Consider the following 19304-nt stretch of genomic DNA (forward strand, 5'->3'; position numbering starts at 1 on the left):
GGATCTTGTGACACATGTGTGGGTGAGAATCCGCCCTGAATGAGTTACGCACGTCGCCCCTGAGCTTGGGATACTGGCTTGTCTGAGAGTCAGGAAACCGAGCCACGGAGGACGACGTGCGCACAAGCAGTCTATTCAAGCGGTTGTTGGGTGTCGAGAAAGTCGTGATGGTTCAGAATCCTGCCGCTCCCACCTGGCCTTTGCGGCATTCCTGGCAATTTCAGATCGCCGCTCGGCAGTCAGATTCTCGGCTCGCGCCCTGCCGCCCTTGAGCCCACCCTTGCGGCCCAGGGCGACAGCAGCGGGATCCTTCTCAGGCTGCCCCACGGGAGGCGTATCACCGACCGCCTCTCCCACGATAGAGGAGGCGAGGCGGTTGAGATCGGCGGGCCTGTGTCTGCTTGAGCGCTTAGGCATATGAGGATTGTACCCCCGTGTCGCAAACAAGAACTAGTAGCTGCTCAGTTCGAACCACCAGAGAGCCGGGTTCGCGCCTTTCTGACAGAAGGCTACCTTCTGCAAACAAAACAGGGGAATCCTTCCAAGACAAGCTGCAGTGTCTCCAGCTATGAACAACGCATCCGCGTCGAACGTGACAGAATCGACCACTAGCCGCACAGGATGCAGCCAGCCTGTGCCGTCGCCGGTGACTCCATCCACGTTGATCTTGGAGCCTGACTGGAGATCAAGGCCGACTGTCGCGGCAAGTTCGGCCTTGAACGTACATAGGTCGGCACCAGAATCGACAATGGCCGTCACCATGACGGCCTGCGCCGGACCCGACAGCAGGATGTCGAGCTGAGGACGATAGTGAGTTGCGGGGCCAGGATTAGGCGTCGTTCTGCCGAGGTCCGGCCGATAGACGAACTTAGACAACCAACACCGACGAACGTGCCTCTTCGGGCACCCAATCGAGCACATACCGCATCGGATCAGTGCGGGGATGCTTGTCTTTCGCGGCCGCTAATGCCTCGTCGGGCGTATCGCCGCCAGCAACAACACGCCCATCTTTGACAGCCACCCATTTGCCGAGATAGCGGAGCTTGTCCTCCGCGATCTTGTTGTACAGACGCGCCTGCGCCTGAAGCGTCATGCGTCTGCGCCCCCCTCCCCTAGTGTCGTGCTTGATGCTCATCGCGGATCATCTCCTTGATGGCTTGTTCAGTATATCCCAAACCGCAATTCTTCAGTCAAACCCACACGCGCCCAGGCGCTGCGCCGCCATCTTCGGCGTCTGCCCAATATATCGGCATTTCACTCGTATACCTGCAATCCCCAGGCCAAGTTCGAAGTCCGTTGCACTCAAACTGACCCACTACCGTTCGACGGCATTCCTACATGAGACAACGTCTACCCGTCGTCGTCGCCTCGGTCTTGGCGGCGACGTCCGCGACGTGTTGAGGTGCGACCGTCGGTTTGGGCTCGCCGCACGATGCTCGTCAGTTCCGACACATTACTAGCCGGGTCACCATCATCCCGCTACGCGCTCTCGAACTCGTGGCTCGTGAACTTCAACGTCCGACTGTTCTCCGTCACGGTGCGCACGATCTGGTCCGATGCGCCATCCGGGAGGAAGACTGCGATCTCGAGGGTGACCGTCACTTCCGCCCCCACCTGCCCTGCAAGGTGCGCGAGTACCTCGTCGGCGATGCGACTCGCATCGCGACCGACGCGCGCGGGATCGAGGCTCACCGTGCCATAGAACCGTCGTAGCCTGCATTCCGGCGGCAGCGGCGACGGAGGCGCCGGACTGGGACCCAGATCGGGATCGGGGCCAGGGCCGGGCGGAGGGGTGGTCGCTGTCTCAGCGTCCATCTGCTGCCGCGCTACGTCCGGCTTCACCATCAGCCCCGTGTCGTCGGCCGAAACCGACACCATTTCACCTCCACGAAGTCCCCGGTACCGCGTGGCGCCCTCGTCGTAGCTCTCGGCGTACGCAAACGTGTCGGACTGCCAAGTGAGCAGCGCCACGCCGTCGCGCATCGCCTGCACCAGCACTTCAGGTCCAGCCACCCGAGGCAGGTAGAGGTAGCGAGCGAAGTCCTCCACTAGCTGCTTCACCGCGACGTGTTCGTCGCGCCATAGCGGCACGTCATCCAAATGCTTGCGCAGGATGGTCGAACCCAGACTGGTGATGAGGAGCTCGTCGCTACGGAGCCTCTTGCTCGCCCGCGCGGCAAGCCCGTCGCCTCCTGACAACCGGGTCGCCTGCCAGGTGATCGGCGCCTGCGGGTTCGCCTGCTCGGGCACCAGCAACCACTGGTAGGTCTCGGGCAGACGCGCTGTCACCGCGCCGTCGGCCGCCTGCTTCTGGGTCTCGGCCTGCCGCACCTGGTGCGGATCCAGGTTGAGCGTCTCCTTCTCCAACAAGATTGACTCCCACGCCAGGAACCTGCGCAGCGCCTCGTCGAGATCTTGCAGTCGTACCGTGTCGGCGGCGAGGAAGACCAGCGTGTTGCGATACAGGCGCGGGGTGTTGCCACGCGATTCCAGGATTGCTTTGGCCGCGGTCTCGGCCGCGCTGCCGGGCTCCTTCGAGTACGGATGCTCGGCGGGCAGCACGACCAGCCGTGCGTCGAGGTCGTCGGGCACGTCCGCGCCCGAGCGCGGCAGCGGGTGGATGCGCGAGAAGTCGCCGGTCTTGCGCAGGTCGGCGCGCAACCGCTCGTCCAGTTCCTGCGCCACCTTGTCGGGATCGCGCTTGAGCTGTTCGGCGCGGTCCTCGGCGAGCTTGGTGACAGTCGGCTGCGTGGCGTACCAGAAGCGCGGACCATCCTGATAGAGATAGGTCGCCGTCGCCGCGAGCCGCCGCAGCGCATCGCCGAACACGGCAGGCGCCTCGCCCGGCATCACGCAACCGAGTTTGACGCGCCGGTCCTCCAGCCCGCGGTGCGCCGCCGCCGCCGTGGGCGCCGAGCCGAGGTAGATAGTGCGCGCCACACGCCTCGTTGCGTGCAGTTTGCCGAGGTTGGGCTGCTCAGAATCGATCTTGAGCGGAAGCGAGTTCGGCCCGTCCACGTCCTTCTCGATGATCGGAGCCCAGTTGTCGGAGAGGTAGCGCGTCAGTTCGGACTGCACGCGCGCGTCGTCGATCGGCACCGTGGACGGCAGTATCAGGGGGTTCTTGTCGCCCTTCTCCCAAAGACTGTGGATCACCGCAGCCATCAGACGCAACACGCCGCGCGTACGCTGGAACTTCACGAGCGTGGACCAGTCAGTGTAGAGCCTATCGAAGATCTCGGGGTGGATTGGGTACGCGGCCTGAATGCGCTTCTCGTAGTCGGCGTCTCGGCATTCGGGCGGGAATTCGGCGCTCTGTGCGCGATAGAGTTCGGCGAAGGCCCGCGCGGTCACGTCGCGCTGCGTGAAAGCTTCCGGGCCGGCGAGCGGCTCGAACAGCCGCCGCCGCACGATCTCGAACCCCTCCTCGGCAGTCGCCGGACGCCAGGACGATTCCACGCGGCCAACCACGTTGCGCAGCCGCTCGAGCGCCTCGCGTCCGCGGATGCCGCCTACTTCCACGTCGTCGGCTTGAGTGTGCGGCGAGCCCGATGTGTCCGACGCGGGCAGCGAGATCACAAGCATGCAGTTGCCGGCGAGCTTGGCTGACTCGGTGAGTGCCTGGGCGAAGGTGAACTGAGTCTCGAAGCCGCCGGCTGGAAGGTCGCTCTGGTCGTGGAGTTGGCGCGCATAGGCAACCCACTCATCAATCAGGATCAGGCACGGCCCGTAGTCCTTGAACAGCTCGCGTAGCACGTCACCGGGGTTGGTGGCCTTCTCGTCGTCAGCCTTGACCCGGGCGAAGGCCTCCTTGCCGCCAAGCTGGTACGCCAACTCGCCCCACAGCGTGTGTACCACTGTGCCGTCCGGCTTGGTGACGGGATTGCCTGGCGAGATCTTGTTCCCCACCAGCACCACGCACTTCGCCTTGGGCAGGCTCTTCACACCCGCCTCGGCAAGCACTGCGTCCACACCCGCAAGCTCGCTGGCATTCGCTCCCGAGAACAGGTGGTAGAGCGCCAACATCGAGTGCGTCTTGCCGCCGCCGAAGTTGGTCTGTAGCTGCACGACCGGGTCGCCGCCCTTGCCCGAGATGCGCTGCACGCCGCCCACGAGCAGGCGCTTGAGGCTTTCGGTGAGGTAGGTGCGGCGGAAGAACTCCTGCGGATCCTTGTACTCGTCCGAGCCCTCGCCCAGGTGTACCTGCCAGAGGTCGGCGGCGAACTCCGCCTGCTGGTACCCGCCGCTCGCCACGTCGGCGTGCGGCGTCACGATCTCGCGCCAAGGCTTGAGCGTGCCGGTCGTGGACGCCTCGACCAGCGAGCCGCCCGCCTTGCGCTTCTCCCCGCGCACCTGCTCGTCGTATGTTAGCCGCCGCAGCTCCATCTTCATCTTGCCGACTTCGTCGGCCTCTGTCGCCGAGATAGCCGTGAGCAGCCGCGCCATCGAGTCGAGCGCGCGATCTGCGTCGTCGCTCGAGAACGGCTCCTGGTGCGCCCACTTGTTGCGACAGTCGCGTAGCTCCTGCACCAGCGAGCGTTCGGCGCGGCCGAGTGTCCGGCCGAAGACGTCGTTCCACGCGTCCCACATCAACTTGAGGAGCGCCGCTACGTCCCACTCCGCAACCGGCTTCTTGTCAACCGTCCGGTCATCGCCAAAGTAGCGGCACGCCGCCTCGTCGGCCTGCGCCTCGTGCAAGTTCTTGAACTCGCGCGCTACAAAGGGCGAGAGCCCCGCACGGAGCAGCTCCATCGCCTTGCCGACACGTTCCTGGTTGGTGATGGCCATGGATCCAGTCCCCGTCTCTCGTTCAGTCTTCTTCCGCTGCCGCGAGGAGCCACTCGTAGGCGGGCTGAGCAACGACCCCCGGCGCATCGGCCCGCGCGAGCGCATCGCGGTCGAGCACCAACAGTCGTTGCGTCGCGCGCGGATGGTCTTCCGCCGCCGCGCTGAGCGCCCGCAGCTCCCGCGCGCGGGTCTCGGCCGACGACAGGTCGGCGCACACTTGGATCAGCTCCTCGCCACCTGCCAGACGCCGTGCAAGGAAGTCCACCTCGAGCCCTTCTGCGGTCTTGACGTAGCCGACCTCGGCACCGCGCCTCTCCAGTTCGTTCAGCACGGCAGTCTCGAGCGCGTGTCCGACGTTCGAGCGGCCGCTGGCGTCGAAGGCCTTGATGAGGCCCGGGTCCGCAGGATAGAGCTTGCGCGGGTTCGAGTTGCGTCGGCGCTCCGATTCGGTCGCCAGCGGCACGGCGCTGAGCAGGAAGGCGTCCAGAAGATGACCGAGCATGGCGTGTACGGCCTCGTTCGCCACACCGTGTCCCTGGGCCTTCAGATCCTGGTGCAGGCGGTGGACGCTGAAGCTCCCTGCCGGGTTGCGCAAACATCGCCGCACCAGCCAGCGGAGCGCCGCCACCTGCGACACCCCGTAGCGTTCGACCACGTCGCGAAAGAGCACGGTATCCACGTAGCTTTGCAAGAGTTCGATTCGAAGCGCCGTCGGAATACCCTGCGCCTCGGGGAACCCGCCCTCGACGAGGTACTCTCGAAAGCGCTTCTCGATCAGCGACCGCTGGGCCGACGTCCATCGCCGGGGTTCGCTGTTTGGCTCCTCACGGCGATGGCGCAGGAACTCGCGGAAGCTGAAGGGCCGAATGACGGTCGCCATCCCGCGACCGCGCAACGAGGTGTGGACCTCCCGCGAGAGCATCCGTGCCGACGAGCCAGAGACGACGATTTCGACCTTCTCGGAGTCCAGTACTCGGCGGACGAAACGCTCCCAACCGGGCACAAGCTGGATTTCGTCGAGGAACCAGCTCACCGTCTCGCGCCCACGCAACACGGGGTGACGCCGGTAGTACTCTTCGAGCAGGAAGCCGAGCTGTTCCAGCTCGAGGCCAGCTAGCCGGTCGTCGTCGAAACTGAGATAGACCGCCTGCTCGGCAGGCAGGGCAGCCCGGCGCTCGTCCAGCAATTGGCGCAGGAACATCGTCTTCCCCGCGCGGCGCATCCCGATCACCGCATGCACCTTGCCGACCACGGCGGGCAGCCGGGCATCGCGCCGAGTGAGCGCGACCGGCGGTACTTCCGCCAGCGCAGCGCTCAGCTTCTCGTCGAGTACAGGGTGCAGGCTCATGCCGTCACGCTAGAACGCAGGTGTCCGTCTGTCAAGGGCACATTCTTCCGAACCTGTGTTTCGCATAGGGTCACCATTGGCACCAGGTCATCGCGCTCAGGTCGTCCGTGTCCGCCATGTTGCGGATCTCGATTGACTCGATCTGCATTTCTTACTCCTCGGTCTCTCCGAACAGTGCGTCCTGCTCAGGACGGGGCTTGGCGCCCTCGCGAGCGAGGCGGGCGATCTCCGGCCAACTCTGCACGAGGCCGTTGTAGGCGAGAGCCTCGGTCGGGCGCTTCTTCTGAGGACGATCACAAATCGAATAGAGCCGGTAGGCCAGTTCGCGTGCGACTTCAGCCTTGGCGCTGAGCTTGGCAACGAGTTCGCCCGCGGCACCTTCGCCGCCGCTTGCGAGCACGCGGATCAGGTGGTGGACGATCTCCCAAGCGGTCAGGCGCGGGTCGGCGGCCGGATCCCATTCGGCCGGAAGCTCTTCGGGGCGAAGCAACCGCACCTTGCCGCGCTTCGATTCGAGGATGCCAGCCTCGACCATACCGGCGACGCTCGTATTCTTGGACTTGGAGAGCTGTTCGGCCATGCCGTAGTCGCCCTCGTCGAAGCCCGACTGCTCGAACCATGTGAGCGCCCAGCGACTATCAGCGTCGAAGTCGCCCTCTTGCTCGGCGAGCGTCTCGCCGAGGGTCTGGTTGATGAGTGAGAGCGCCTCGCGCACGCTGAGCGACTTGCCCTCGGCGTCGAGCACCTTGGCGTAGCGGGTGTAGACCGCCATCCCCGGGCCGATGGCCGCCTGCGCGAGGTCCACCGGCGCGATGTTGCCGCGCTGCAGGTGGGCGAGCGCAGCCGGCAGCTCGGCCTTGAGCGCGGTGACGAACTCGCGGCGCGTGGCGGTGGGGGCGGAGGCGGCGCGCGGGCGGCAGACGAGGACGATGCTGGAGGCGAGGGCGTTGGAATCCATTGCACGCATCCGTCCTGCGCCCTCGGTTCGCATCGGCCACGTGCCGCTCGTGGCGAAGCCGGCACGGATTACCGCGGCGAGGAAGGTCTCCCAGCCCGTGCTGGCGACGCCTTCCCCTCCATCGCTCTCGGCCTGCTTGAATGCGTAGTAGATGGTGATCGGAAAGGCGGGGTGCGCCTGCTCTGCGAGGCGGTGCATCGCCTGCGTCATCCCGTCGAGAAAGAAGGTCTCCGCATTTTCCTTGCCTCCGTGCCGATCCGGCGTAGCCACCAGTTCCTCCGCCTTGGGCACGGCGAGCGTGGCGAAGAGGTCCGGGAACACGGGCTTGAGCGAGCGCCGCAGCCAGATGTAGAAGAAGTCCGATAGGTCCGCGTAGCCGATGTTGTCGTAGTAGGGCGGGTCGGTGGAAACGACCTTGCCAGAACTGATCACCTGCGCCGCCGCATCCGCCTGATGAGCAAAACTCTGCGTGGCGGTCGGGAAGGCGTCTATTACCATTGCTCCTTTCTCAATCGCGGTCCCGAAACTCCCGCCGGCCTCCGCAAATGTATTTGCCTCGACGAAATCCCAGGTCATCTGAAGGGCCTGGCGGGCGAACGTCTCGCGGAAAGCGCCGCGGTCGCTCATCCAAGTCGCAATCGAGGAGCCGATGTTTGCAATCTTGGATATCCCACATGCGAGATACACCGCCACGGCATCGGCGTATGCGGTGGCGCCGGTGCCGCCATCAGCGAGGGGCTTGTCGTCAGTGGACCGTCGCGCGACCAGCGCATCGTACTTGACCCGCTCGCGCGCCTCGTGCACCAAGTCGGAGAGTGTCGTCAGCGCTACGAGCTGGCGGGGGGTGAAGAGGTCACTCCACTTTGTCATGCCGTAGTTTCCGACGCGGAAGCCGAGCGCCTTCTGGAAGAACTCGACATCCGGCTTCCACTTTGGCTTCGCTTGGCGCGCCACGGCCTCCATCGCTTCAGTCGGCGGGAGGTATACCCGGCCACGGTCGCCCTCCGCGACAATGGCCATCAGCCTCGCACCCATCTGCCCAGCCTGCGCTTCGGAACGAATGTAGTCCGATGTAATTGGTGTCCCTGACATCAAGCACCGGAAGTTTGCCCGCGCGAGCTTGGTGCCGTTTTTCGCCCCCTCCGCATCCTTCGGCTTCCCCACCTTCACCGTGAACCGGTAGCCGCCGTTCTCGATAACCGGTTCGACATACGCCTCCTTCCCCTCCTTGGTGGAGAGCATGAAGGTCGAGGCGAGCGGCACGTCCACGTTGGCAAAGGCCGGGTTCGGACTCTTCACCGTGCGCGCCCACAGCCAGGCGATCACGGTGAGCTTTCGGCCCGCGTACTGTTTCAGGTCCGCCCGCACCGACGCCATCTCGGCAGTGACCTCGACCTTCGGGTAGAGGTGGCCGATGCGCTTCTCGGCCTCGTCGCGCATCCACTGGCCGTAGTAGCGCACATCCTCGGCGAGCCCCTGCGCACCCTTCCACTCCCGGGCGATGAGGGTCTCCTCCTCGCGCAAGCCGGGGTTCACCGGCGGCTTCTCCGCGAACCTGGGCGGGATTTCGATCATCGCCTTGTTGATCAGCACCGCCACCGGGTTCAGGTCGCTGGCGTAGGCTTCGAGCCCGAGCCGCTGCGCCTCGAGCGGCAGCGCGCCGCCGCCGGCGAAGGGGTCGTGGAAGGCGGGCAGCTTCTGGCGGTCGAACAGCTCCTTGGCCCGCGGATGGTCGACGTTCTCGACGCAGGCGCGTCGCCAGCTCGCCCAGATCTCGTCGCGCGCCGCCTGCAGAACCGTCTCGTTGGTGGTGTTCTCCCACAGCACCAGGTCCTCGATGATGCGGAAGAGCCGCTGGCGCTCGAGGTCCGCAAGGACCTCGTCCAAGCTGGGCTCCGGGCCTGGCTCCGGCACGACAAGACCCGTCCCTTTGGCCTTCTCGGCGAGGGTGCGGGCCTCCTCCCAAACCTTGAGCCGCGCTTTGAGGGCTGTCTCCGCCTTCCGGCGCAGCTTCGGGTCCGAACGGAGCACGTCCACGTAGGCCGACGGGTCGTCCACCATCTGTGCGAAGATCACGGCGCGCACCGCCGCCAGCGGCCGCCGCGCCCACCACAGGTGCAGCGTGCTCGGGTGTCCGTGGCGGATCGACTTCTCTCGCGCTGAGGCCTTGTTGATGGCGTCGAGCGGCAGGGCGACCTCGATGAGCTTCTTCTTCATGCGGACTCCATGGTGCTTAGGACGATTCCCCGGACTTGCCGGATGAGTATCGGATGATTCGGCAAAGCCAACCGTCTACCCATCAACGGGTTCCAGTGCTTCAGGATTGGGGCTGCCAGGTTTACGATTACGGCGAACCGGTTGACGATTGGTTGACGATTAGGACTTCCGCCAATAGGCCGTCGGCTGTCAGTCGATTCGGCTCTACCTCTCGGTAGATTTCGGTGTTCCGTCAATAGGTTGTCGATAGATGCGCTAGCCGGAAATCCCCGCCGGTCGATGATGACTCGTGCGTTTAGCTGCGCCTCTACCGCTTGGGTTACCATCCTATGGCTCATCCTATGGCTCATCTATGGCTCTTCGGAAACGCCCGAGTCGGATCCCCGCAGCGGCGTGGAAACTCCGGGTGAAAGGGTAGTCATCGGTCGATTCCTGTCATGTCTCGGTCGATTGTCGGTCGATTCGGACGAAATCGGCAGGACGTACCGAGCCGCGCGCCCTTTGACCTCCCAGACAAGCAATCCCATGTCGGAGGGACAGCGTCATCTCGGCACCTCCGCCCGCGCCAGCAGATCGGCGAACGGGAAGTTCACGCTCGCGCCATTGAAGTCGGTGGTCACGCCGCTGCGCTCGAAGGGGCGGCGCAGATAGTGGACGCGATGCGTCTCGTCATCGATGAACTCGACCATAGCCAGTATGAAGTCGTCGGGCTTGTTGAAGCTGTAGAGGATCTCGTTCTTCGTCACCGTGACCGTGTCTGCGCCCGTCACGCGACCCTTGACCTCGAGGAAGCGCAGTCGTCCGGTACCGGGGACACGGCTCTCGACGTCGTAGCCGAGCTTCTCGAACTCGCGATCAGTGGGCTCGAAGCCCAGGGCGCGCTCGACCTCCATCACGATCGCGCGGGCGCGCGCCGCGGAAGCCTGGGTGTCGATGGGGTGCGCAGACAGCGCCGCCCCGGTCATCGTGGCGACGAGCCCCAGTGGCACCACCACGAGCCCACCCAGCACGACGGGCGGCAGCGCCGAGATCTGGGCCTCCCGATCCAGCTCGCCGAGGCGCCTCTCGAGACGGGCCTGCAGGTCGTCAGCGCGACGGCGGGCCTCCTGCGAGTTGAGCCGCGCACCGGCCTTGCCAGCCTGCTCCTGGAGCTTGAGCTGCTCGGCACGATGGTCCCAGTAGGTGATCTCCTTGGTCAGCCGGTCCTTCACGGCGGCGCGGGTCTTCTCCACCCACCCAAGACGGCGCTCGCGCACTTCGGCAATGTGCTCTGGAACCACCTGAGCGATGGCATGGCCCTGTGCATTCTGCTCCAAGCCGCGCGTGATCCAGGCGCACTCGGGGCGTGCGAGAAGGTCGACCAGCGCGGGCTCCCCCTGAGCAAGCGGGCGGTAGTCGAGATAGGGCGCGTAGTTCAGATGACGTGTGTTGCCTTCGGCGTCCATCTCCACATAGAGCATCCGCCGCGAGATGGTGCGGCGCTCGCCCGAGGGCAGAACGCTCGCGTCCTGGATGGCGTGCTCCAGGGTGAAGAGCACGCGCGGACTTGTGCCAAGGTCGCGCTCGTCCACCAGCACCGTACCGCGCTTCAGGAGGTCGCGGTGGCGCTCGAGCGTGAGGTCCAGCGCCGCATCGAGCAACGGATGACCCGGGCAGACGAAGGCGGCGAGCGGCTGACCCTGAGGCGCGATCAGGTCCTTCTCGAAGGTCATGCGCTCGTAGCGCGCGAGGACCGGCTCGCCTACACCGATCTGGCGGTCGCGGTTGCGCACCGGTGCTGGCACGTGGGTGACCTCATATCGACGCGGCTCCCTCTGGCGCACGGTACCGCCCAGGCGTTTGAAGGCCTCGAGGAAGAACGACTCGATGTAGTGCGGCTGCAGCCGGCGTGCATCAGCGCGCTCCATCTCCTCACGCACGCGCGCCACGCGGCTCGAATCCATCACGTCGTGAGCGAGCGCCCGGTCTTCGATCAAGCCCACGAGGTGTGATTGGTCCACGCCGCTCTCGATGGCGCGAGTGAGCCGCGCGCGCACCTCGGGCTGGTCGCCGTAGCGGATGGCCTCGATCAAGAGGTCGCGCAACGGGCGGCTGTCGAACTGGAGCTTGCCGAGCACGTCGAAGACCTGTCCGCCGAGCGCCTTTCGGGCTTCTTCGAGCTTCTCCAACAAGCGGCGGTACACGTCGCCCTCGCGGGTCTCTTCGGCCACCAGGTTCCACAGGTGGCAGACCTCGGTCTGTCCGATGCGGTGGATGCGGCCGAAGCGCTGCTCCAAGCGGTTCGGATTCCAGGGAAGATCGTAGTTCACCATCAGGTGTGCGCGCTGCAGGTTGATGCCCTCGCCAGCCGCATCGGTGGCAAGCAACACCTGGACCTCGGGGTCGTGGAGGAAGCTCTCCTGCGCCTTCCTTCGGTCCTCGCGGCCCATGCCGCCGTGGATCATCACGACTGCCTCCGGGCGTCCAAGCAGCGTCCTGATCTGTCTCTCAAGGTAGTTGAGAGTGTCCTTGTGCTCGGTGAAGAGAACGAGCTTCTGACGCGGCGAAGGGACGGGCTTCGGGATCGGTCCAGCACCGTAGGGCACGGTGGGCTCGCCGACCCGGTCAGCCAGTGCCGTGGGCGTGAAGATCTCACCCAGCAGGCGCGCGAGCTCACGCCACTTGGTGTCTTCGCCGCTACGGCGAACCTCGCCGGCAAGCCCTTGGAGACGGGTGAGCGTGGCGATCTCGATCTTCAGCTCGGCGACCGTCGCGGCAGCAGTGGCCTGGTCGAGGATCTGCTCCTCGGCGGCCTCGACCTCGTCCTCAGGAGCATCCTCGAGATCCTCGACATCCTCGTCATCGAGCACCGGGCCTGACAAGGTCGGCGCGGGAACCGCTGCGCCGCGTTGCAGGAGTTCCAGCTCGCGCAACCGCGCCTCGAGGCGCTCGCGGCGACGGCGTAGCGACTCGTAGATCGCCTCGGGCGAAGAGGCCAAGCGACGCTGCAGGATTGTGAGCGCGAAGCCTACCGTGCCCGCCCGCTTGTCGTTCTCCAGCGCCTCGGCGCGGTTGAACTCCTCGCGTACATACTCGGTCACTTGGGTGTAGAGCTGCGCCTCGGCGTCGGACAGCTTGTACGGAACCGTGTAGGCGATGCGTTCGGGGAAGAGCGGGCGCCCGTCGAACTTGAGCAGGTTCTCCTTCACCATGCGACGCATCAGGTCGGAGACGTCCGCCTTGTGCACGCCGTCGCGGAACTTGCCCTCGAAGCGGTCGCCGTCGAGCAGCGCCATGAAGAGCTGGAAGTCCTCCTCCTTGCCGTTGTGCGGCGTGGCGGTCATGAGCAGGAAGTGTCGCGTAAGACCCGAGAGGAGCTGGCCGAGCCGGTAGCGCTTCGTGTACTTCACCTCACCGCCGAAGAACGTGGCGGAGAGCTTGTGTGCCTCGTCGCAGACGATGAGGTCGTAGCGACAATCCGGTGCGCTGAGCTTCTCCTGCACGTCCTCGTTGCGCGACAGCTTGTCGAGGCGGGCGATGGCAAGGTCGTTCTCAAGGAACCAGTTGCCAGTGCGAGCGGCCTCGAACTTGTCATTGGTCATGATCTCGAAGGGCAGATGGAAGCGCCGATAGAGCTCATCCTGCCACTGTTCGACGAGGCTGCCGGGGCAGACGATCAGACAGCGCTTGAGATCTCCGCGCGCGATCAGCTCCTTGATGAACAGCCCCGCCATTATCGTCTTACCCGCGCCGGGATCGTCAGCGAGAAGGAAGCGCAGGGGCTGCCGGGGCAGCATGGCCTCATATACCGCGGTGATCTGGTGCGGGAGCGGGTCCACGAGCGACGTATGGACCGCCAGCACAGGGTCGAACAGGTGGGCGAGGCGGATGCGATGAGCTTCCGCGACGAGACGGAACAGCGCGCCGTCGCCGTCGAAGCTCCATGGCCTGCCGGCCTCGACGATCTCGAGGCGCGGCTCATCGTGACGGTACAGTATCTCGTCGGCCACTCGGCCATCCGAACCGCGATACACGAGGGTCAGTGCGTCGGAGCCGTGCCACTCGACGCTCACGACGCTGACCAAGGCGTCGGGCAGGATGCCGCGCACGGTGGCGTCGGGTTGGAGGTCTTCGAGAGTCACGAGTTGCACCTCCTACGCGGTTCGATTCTGAGCGCGGCGTGCTGATTGCCACCGGAGCCGCCTGCAAGGGGGCGGCTACAGGCGCGATGCGTGGACGGTCCACGCGAACCTTTGCAGACAGTCCAGATACGTGTGCGCCGTCCGATCGTCCCCCGCGCCCCATCCGGCACCACGATACACGAGCGATGATATCGTCGGAAGCCAACGGAGACCTACGCCCACGCCTTCGACACTCGGAAGCGAGAGAACGCCTCGCCAAAGCCCCAACAGCGGCATTCCAGCGCGTTTACGCACATTCCCACGAACAGGATGAACCTTCCATCACAGTCAGAAGCAGCACGCGACAATAGGATAGGCGCATCGATAGTACGCACGCCCGAAGACGGATAGATTTCGGTAAGACCACCTTGGTATGACTCGCGTGCGACGATGCTCTCGGCCGCGCTCTCTGAAACCCTCAGGACGCGGCCTTCTCTACGCCTGCTTCGCGCAAGACGCCGCCCCGGGGAATCAGGGAAGCGCGCGACCGCACACTAGAAGCGCCACGTGTTTCCGCAATTGCGACAGTGGGCCTCGGTCACGTCTTCCTTGCGCGAGAGCCCAGTAGCCAAGATGGACAGGCCGCCGGTAACGACGGCAGCAGTCGCCTTGCCCCCGCTGATGCCTTTCTTCTGCTTCACCTGTTTGGTGCTAACGGTGCCTTTCGACTGGCAATGTGGGCACACCATGGCCGCGCTCTTTGGAGCCATGGCATCGCCCAGCTTCCCTAGGAACGCTGTTGATCGTTCGAGTGCGGAGGGTCCTTCCCAAACTGGCAGGTCACCCATTGGAGTGTTGCTCTTGGCGGACTTCCGCATCACAGCTCGCACATCCAGGCGTGTCCACGTGAAGCGCTTCGCTCTGTCGATTGCGTAGACGGCCGCGAGAGTCAGGATCGCGCCGTTGAGTGCAAACGCACATGATGCTTCATCGTAGAAGAGAATGTGGCCGTTGGAGTCTGTGGCCGCTTGAATGGTCCAGTGCGATTCCGTCGCGTCATCTGCAGCATCAGCTGATGCCGAAGCTGGCTCAAGGAGGACGTCCCGCGGCGCACCGCAGCCTGGGCATGCTGTCGCCTTGTCCGAGACCTGGTGACCACATTCAGAGCAGGTGATGAGTGCCATCGCGACCCCTCCTCCTGGCGCGCCTTCCCAACGTTGTAGAGCTTGACCTGTATCCGAGGTCCGGTCGTGGTCTCGGCTCGGCCCGCGCTCCTGGGCCGAGGATATCAGGTCGAAGCTCGGGTTAGATTCGAGCGACCCCGATTCGACCTTTCGTAGTCAAGAACCAGCGGGGGTAGCCACTCTGAGTTGCGCCTTCGCCGACGAAACCCTTCTCCACCAAGGAAACGAGAGCGATGCGAGTGCGATTGGGATCGATCTCTGCCTGCTTCGCCAGCCCGCTAAGGGAGCGAAGCGCGAATGAACTGTTGGCCATGACCTGCATGACCTTGATTTCGTCCTCGCTCAGTGGAGGACCCTGCTGAGCAACACCTGTGACGGCAAACTCCGCTGTCGCGGCAAACCCCGCCGTGCCGGACCTGTCGTCCACGTCTTCGGGTTCAATCACCTGTTCGAGTGTGGCCCTCGCCTCAGCCGCATCCTCTTTCGCTTCACGCGCGGCTTCCAGCACGCGCTGGGAGACGGTGTTGATGAACTGGCGTGAACTAATGGCCGCCACCAGGCAGAAGCCAGCTAGAACGAACAGCTTTGACGGATCTCCCGGTTCACTAGAGGAGCCAAGGACATCGCTGATCAGGCCGCTCGAAATCATGTTGAGGAAGAGTGGGACGATGAAGGCTGCTGCGATTCCGACAGCCATGCATTGCCACCATGGCATGTTGTCGTCCTGCGTCTGCTCAAGCAAGTAGTAGTTGACAAGACCCCCGAGAACACCGGATGCCAGCATGGTGCCGGCTACCCACGAGTACATACTTCAGACCCCCTCTGAATCGAACGTGTTTGCGGATAACCTGCGAGCGAAGCGAGGTTGATCCGCGGGTTAGGTGCCCGTTGAATGGCACCCGGATAGTGCAGGTCTGCGCCTAGTTGCTCCTGTGTGCGGTCTGACGGACCTTCCAAAGGAAAAACATGTCCTCATTTCGAACAGCGGCTTCGCCCGAAATCAATCCGCCTGCGGCAGTCACGCCGTCCGCGAGTACCTTCGTCAATCCAAGTGCCTTAGCCGCCACTGCAAGCTGCGCTGGCAAGAGGCCTGTGTACATACCGAAGCCGATTGCCGCCGACCAGCCGACAATCGATCGACCCAAGTCCCGGCTCAGGGTCCGTCGCGCGTTGCGTATTGCCCGGTCAATGCCGACCAGCTCGGGCTGAATCACATCCGAGTAGATCGACCTGGCATCGCTCTCAGTGAAATCCGTCTTCCGAGATCGCACGTCGTCGACCGCGCGATTGAGCGCCTGCCGATACGCCACAAATGCCTCTCCTTCTCGCTCACGCAACTTCACTACTGTATCTGGGGGCACGTCCGCCAGGAACGGTACGAGCGAAGTCAGATGTTCCTGAACCAGTTCGTTTCGCTTCGTTAGCTCCTTGTCTCCCGAAACTGCGGCTAGTACGCTCACGTGCAGGTCTGCGTCATTCAAGTATGAAGTGCGAAGCACCTGTGCTGCCGCCATTTCGAATAGCACACTCCCCAGTACCGTGTCGGCCAGGTAGACGTGCAGTCCGACCTTCTTCTTCGCGGTATCAGACAGTGTGACCCACTCACCGCGGCGGGCGCGCTCAAGCAGTCTCGGCGTCTGAGTCAGCGCCTTTGGGGGTTCGTCAGATACCTGAATAAGGCCTCCGTGCTCGAGCAGGTCCTCGGGACCCGCAACGTCCAACACCCATTGAGGGTCCTCGTACCTGACCGCAACCGATACTTCGTTGAAGAAACGACCGACGAGCCGTGATCGCTCCCGCTCGAAACGCTCGTCGGCGCCGGTGCCGAAAGCCCCTACGGAGATGCAGCTGTTGCAGACATCTTCTGGAGCGGTGATGGGCGCGATCAGTCCCGCCTCAATGAGTGGGACAGCGCGACGCAACACCTGCAGGTCTTCGAGCAGCCAGTAGCGGCGCTCCTCCAAGGAATCGAGTTCACCGTGATGCGCAGGGCGCTGATGGTCTGCGATGAAGTTGTGCATGTAGACGCGGTCGCTGTACAGAGCTGCGAACTGAGCCAGTTTGTCGAGACGTCCGATTCGACACTCAGTACTTCGGCATCGTTGGGCTCCACCCCCGAGCGCAAGCGACGCGGAGTGCGTTAGGGACCCAGCGGCGGCGGGGTAGTCGTTCGCATCCGTCACCAATCCTGCTTGTGCACCGATATCATCTAGTTGGCCAGCCGACAGCTTGAGAATCCGCCGCTCGTCAAGCCTCTGACCGTCAAGAAGACCCGCGTTCTCAAAGAGTGCCAGCAGACGCGGTTGATCCGGCATTGTCGCTCCCCTCAGTGCACCTAGCGTTGTTCGGCATCAGCTGCGACGCGCGAAGCGCGGAGTCTGCTGGATGCCGTTGTTGGACAGCGCCGGGAACGCACGTGCCGCTACCGGCCCCTTGGCGAACCGAACTCCCTAGGAGCGTACTCCAAGATGACCGGGGACTCCCTCTTCCGCGCGACCGATTCCGGGGTAAACGAGACAGGGTAGGTCTGAATCGACTCGACTGACGAAGGCACTCCACGTGCTCTGGCGCCAATGAACACGGTGTTTCCGAGCAGATGCAGGAGGACTAGAGCTGCAACCCCGCGCTGACTGACATCAACGGGTTCGAAATCCTGTACACATGCGCAGCGGGCGGCTTCCTCACCTACTGGCCTGCGCAAGTACGTGAATGACGTGTCCATCGAGTCGTCATACGACGTGCCCTCGACTGCAAATCCGATTGGAAGTGGAGGACGATAGGACAAGGTCAGGCCGTGCTTGTACGAGTTGTACAGTTGAGAGCCGGTCGCCAGCCCCGCCGCATATCGAACCCACTCGACACCCCATTTGGCCGATGGGCCGAAGGCCGCTCGTTCGCGGTCCGGAATGTCGCGGCCGCTGACCAGGTACTTGAGTACGACATCTTCAAGGTCAAGCCGCGCCCTCGGGGTCGTGATCCGATTGAGTGAGATGTCGCGCGCGATCTTGTGAACCACATCCCGCTCACGCAGCTCAGCAAGGGCCACCCACGTGCATTCATCTTCGCAGGCATGTACGTACAGTAAGCGCAGGAGGGTTTCGGCGATGTGCTGAGAGACAACCAAGACACCCAGTGCCGCGGCGCTCCGCAGTTTCTCTGAGTCGATAGCGAGGGCGCGGACATGTAGGTCGGCACCAGTCGGGCTGTTGGTTGTCAGCAAATGAAGCAGTTCCTCCCGTGGCTCAAGCATGAGCAGATTCATCAGGAGCTGGTAGCTCAGCTCGTCCACGGCAAGCGATCCGTAGAACTCCGTGTTGAGCTGAAGTACTTCATCTGCCGGAATTCGATGGCTTCTCGGGGAGGCGCCCTCGTGTCGTCGCCTGTGATTCCGTCCCATCGTCCCCCCATGCTGGAAGGTGACTGTCGATCTGACTTTGGTCTGTCCAACGTGTTACGGCATGAGCGGCCGGTTTCGCCGCGCATGTTGATTCTATCTCGCACGGTCCGATGCCGGGGTTAGACGACGGGAGCGGGACCCCCTGCCTTCATGCCGCTCTCTGCTACGAAGATCAAGTAGTCGATCATCCCCAGGATCTGCAGTACACGCTGTGGCTGAAGATCATCTACAAGGCGATGGTGGACCGCATTTCGGACGAAGCCAAACACGCCTCTGAACAGCAGGTGTGCTCCTTCCTGTTCTGCAGTGATGTCACTCAGGACAATTCGGTGATTGGGCGGTGCGAAGGCAAACCTGGCCAGGTCTACTCCAATGAGCTCGGGTTCAGCCCCCGACAACGTACGTATCCGGTCTTCGAGAATGCGTGTGGCCTCATTCAGGACGGTATCCAGACGCTCGTGTTCGCCATCGGAATCGAACCGGGCGACCAAATCCAGGCACCGCGACCGAAGCTGTGGGTCCCGAATCTGGATGGAGTCGAGCACAACTGGCGGACTCGCGCCCGCACTTGAGGGACTCGCTTGGACATGAGCAAGACCGTGGCCCGAGGACTGTGGAAGTTGGTCGAAGGCGAGCGATACTGTGCTCATGCGCGAGAAGATACCAGTCTCCAGTAGCTCTCGTAGCCGGGCGAGCTGTTCATCTAGAGCCTCGACAACCGCCCTGGCAACGTCGGGACGGTTGGCAATCTCATCCCGGCGAACCGCAAGCACATCCAGATAGAGCAGAGATGCGGACTTCAGGATTCTCGCATTGCCGTGAGTCACTCGGAAGTCGTAATCCCAGTTGTTCTCGACCTGGTCAGAAAGCGTCTTCTCGAGCCGCTCGAGCAGCCAGTCTATGGTTCGCATGTCGCGGGCAACCGGAAAGGTCTTGAAGGTGCTCTCGTCCATGAACGCGCCGATGGCCGAGTCCTCGAGTACGGCTCGCTTTCCGGCATCGAGAAGGGACTTGTAGTGCCTGATAGCGGCCACAATTAGGTGGAACGTGTCTCTAGAGAAGTACACGTCATACACGTAGCTGTCGTCATGCTCCATGAAGTCCTCGGACATGCTTCCGCCCCGTTCGTCTAACGTTGTGGCGCATGAGCCGCGGCCGACGCGCCTCTCTTCCATGCTACCGCTCCTGGCCGTCAGCTGTTGCTCCTATGTCAACTCTACACCGCGACGGCGACCGGATCGGGTGCGAAGTCGACCTGGACGACATCTGCCGCACGTGCCCGCTCCGCACGCAGCATCGTCTTGAACACGAC

At 63.7% G+C, this 19304-nt stretch carries 12 protein-coding genes; all 12 read right to left on the reverse strand.

The window, feature by feature from the left end:
• Positions 1–135 precede the first annotated feature (135 nt).
• Positions 136–417 (reverse strand): hypothetical protein, encoded by a 282-nt coding sequence (locus Q8K99_04895; GenBank protein MDP2181891.1) that lies wholly within the window; start codon positions 415–417, stop codon positions 136–138.
• 33 nt (positions 418–450) lie between these two features.
• On the reverse strand, positions 451–876 hold the full coding sequence (locus Q8K99_04900; protein ID MDP2181892.1) for a hypothetical protein: 426 nt from the start codon (positions 874–876) through the stop codon (positions 451–453).
• Entirely contained in the window at positions 869–1135 is a 267-nt protein-coding gene (locus Q8K99_04905) for a DUF5678 domain-containing protein (GenBank protein ID MDP2181893.1), read from the reverse strand. The genes Q8K99_04900 and Q8K99_04905 overlap by 8 nt, the downstream gene beginning before the upstream one ends.
• 344 nt (positions 1136–1479) lie before the next feature.
• Positions 1480–4788 carry a Swt1 family HEPN domain-containing protein gene (locus tag Q8K99_04910; GenBank protein ID MDP2181894.1) on the reverse strand — a complete coding sequence of 1103 codons (3309 nt, stop codon included), beginning with the start codon at positions 4786–4788 and terminating at the stop codon, positions 1480–1482.
• Between the two features lie 22 nt (positions 4789–4810).
• On the reverse strand, positions 4811–6136 hold the full coding sequence (locus Q8K99_04915; protein ID MDP2181895.1) for an ATP-binding protein: 1326 nt from the start codon (positions 6134–6136) through the stop codon (positions 4811–4813).
• Positions 6137–6287: 151 nt separating this feature from the next.
• Complete coding sequence (locus tag Q8K99_04920; protein ID MDP2181896.1) at positions 6288–9311, reverse strand: DUF1156 domain-containing protein; 3024 nt, start codon at positions 9309–9311, stop codon at positions 6288–6290.
• A gap of 542 nt (positions 9312–9853) precedes the next feature.
• A complete protein-coding gene (locus Q8K99_04925) occupies positions 9854–13432 on the reverse strand; it encodes a helicase-related protein (GenBank protein ID MDP2181897.1) in 3579 nt (1192 codons plus the stop codon).
• 533 nt (positions 13433–13965) lie between these two features.
• The gene (locus Q8K99_04930; protein MDP2181898.1) at positions 13966–14595 is read right to left on the reverse strand and encodes a zinc ribbon domain-containing protein; all 630 of its coding nucleotides are present in this window, start codon (positions 14593–14595) and stop codon (positions 13966–13968) included.
• Positions 14596–14716: 121 nt separating this feature from the next.
• Positions 14717–15403 carry a hypothetical protein gene (locus Q8K99_04935; GenBank protein MDP2181899.1) on the reverse strand — a complete coding sequence of 229 codons (687 nt, stop codon included), beginning with the start codon at positions 15401–15403 and terminating at the stop codon, positions 14717–14719.
• Positions 15404–15515: 112 nt separating this feature from the next.
• The gene (locus Q8K99_04940) at positions 15516–16910 is read right to left on the reverse strand and encodes a hypothetical protein (GenBank protein ID MDP2181900.1); all 1395 of its coding nucleotides are present in this window, start codon (positions 16908–16910) and stop codon (positions 15516–15518) included.
• Between the two features lie 107 nt (positions 16911–17017).
• On the reverse strand, positions 17018–17992 hold the full coding sequence (locus tag Q8K99_04945) for a hypothetical protein (GenBank protein ID MDP2181901.1): 975 nt from the start codon (positions 17990–17992) through the stop codon (positions 17018–17020).
• Positions 17993–18111: 119 nt separating this feature from the next.
• Entirely contained in the window at positions 18112–19167 is a 1056-nt protein-coding gene (locus tag Q8K99_04950) for a TIGR02391 family protein (GenBank protein ID MDP2181902.1), read from the reverse strand.
• Between the last annotated feature and the right edge of the window lie 137 nt (positions 19168–19304).

This window comes from Actinomycetota bacterium (assembly GCA_030682655.1).
GTDB lineage: Bacteria > Actinomycetota > Coriobacteriia > Anaerosomatales > JAUXNU01 > JAUXNU01.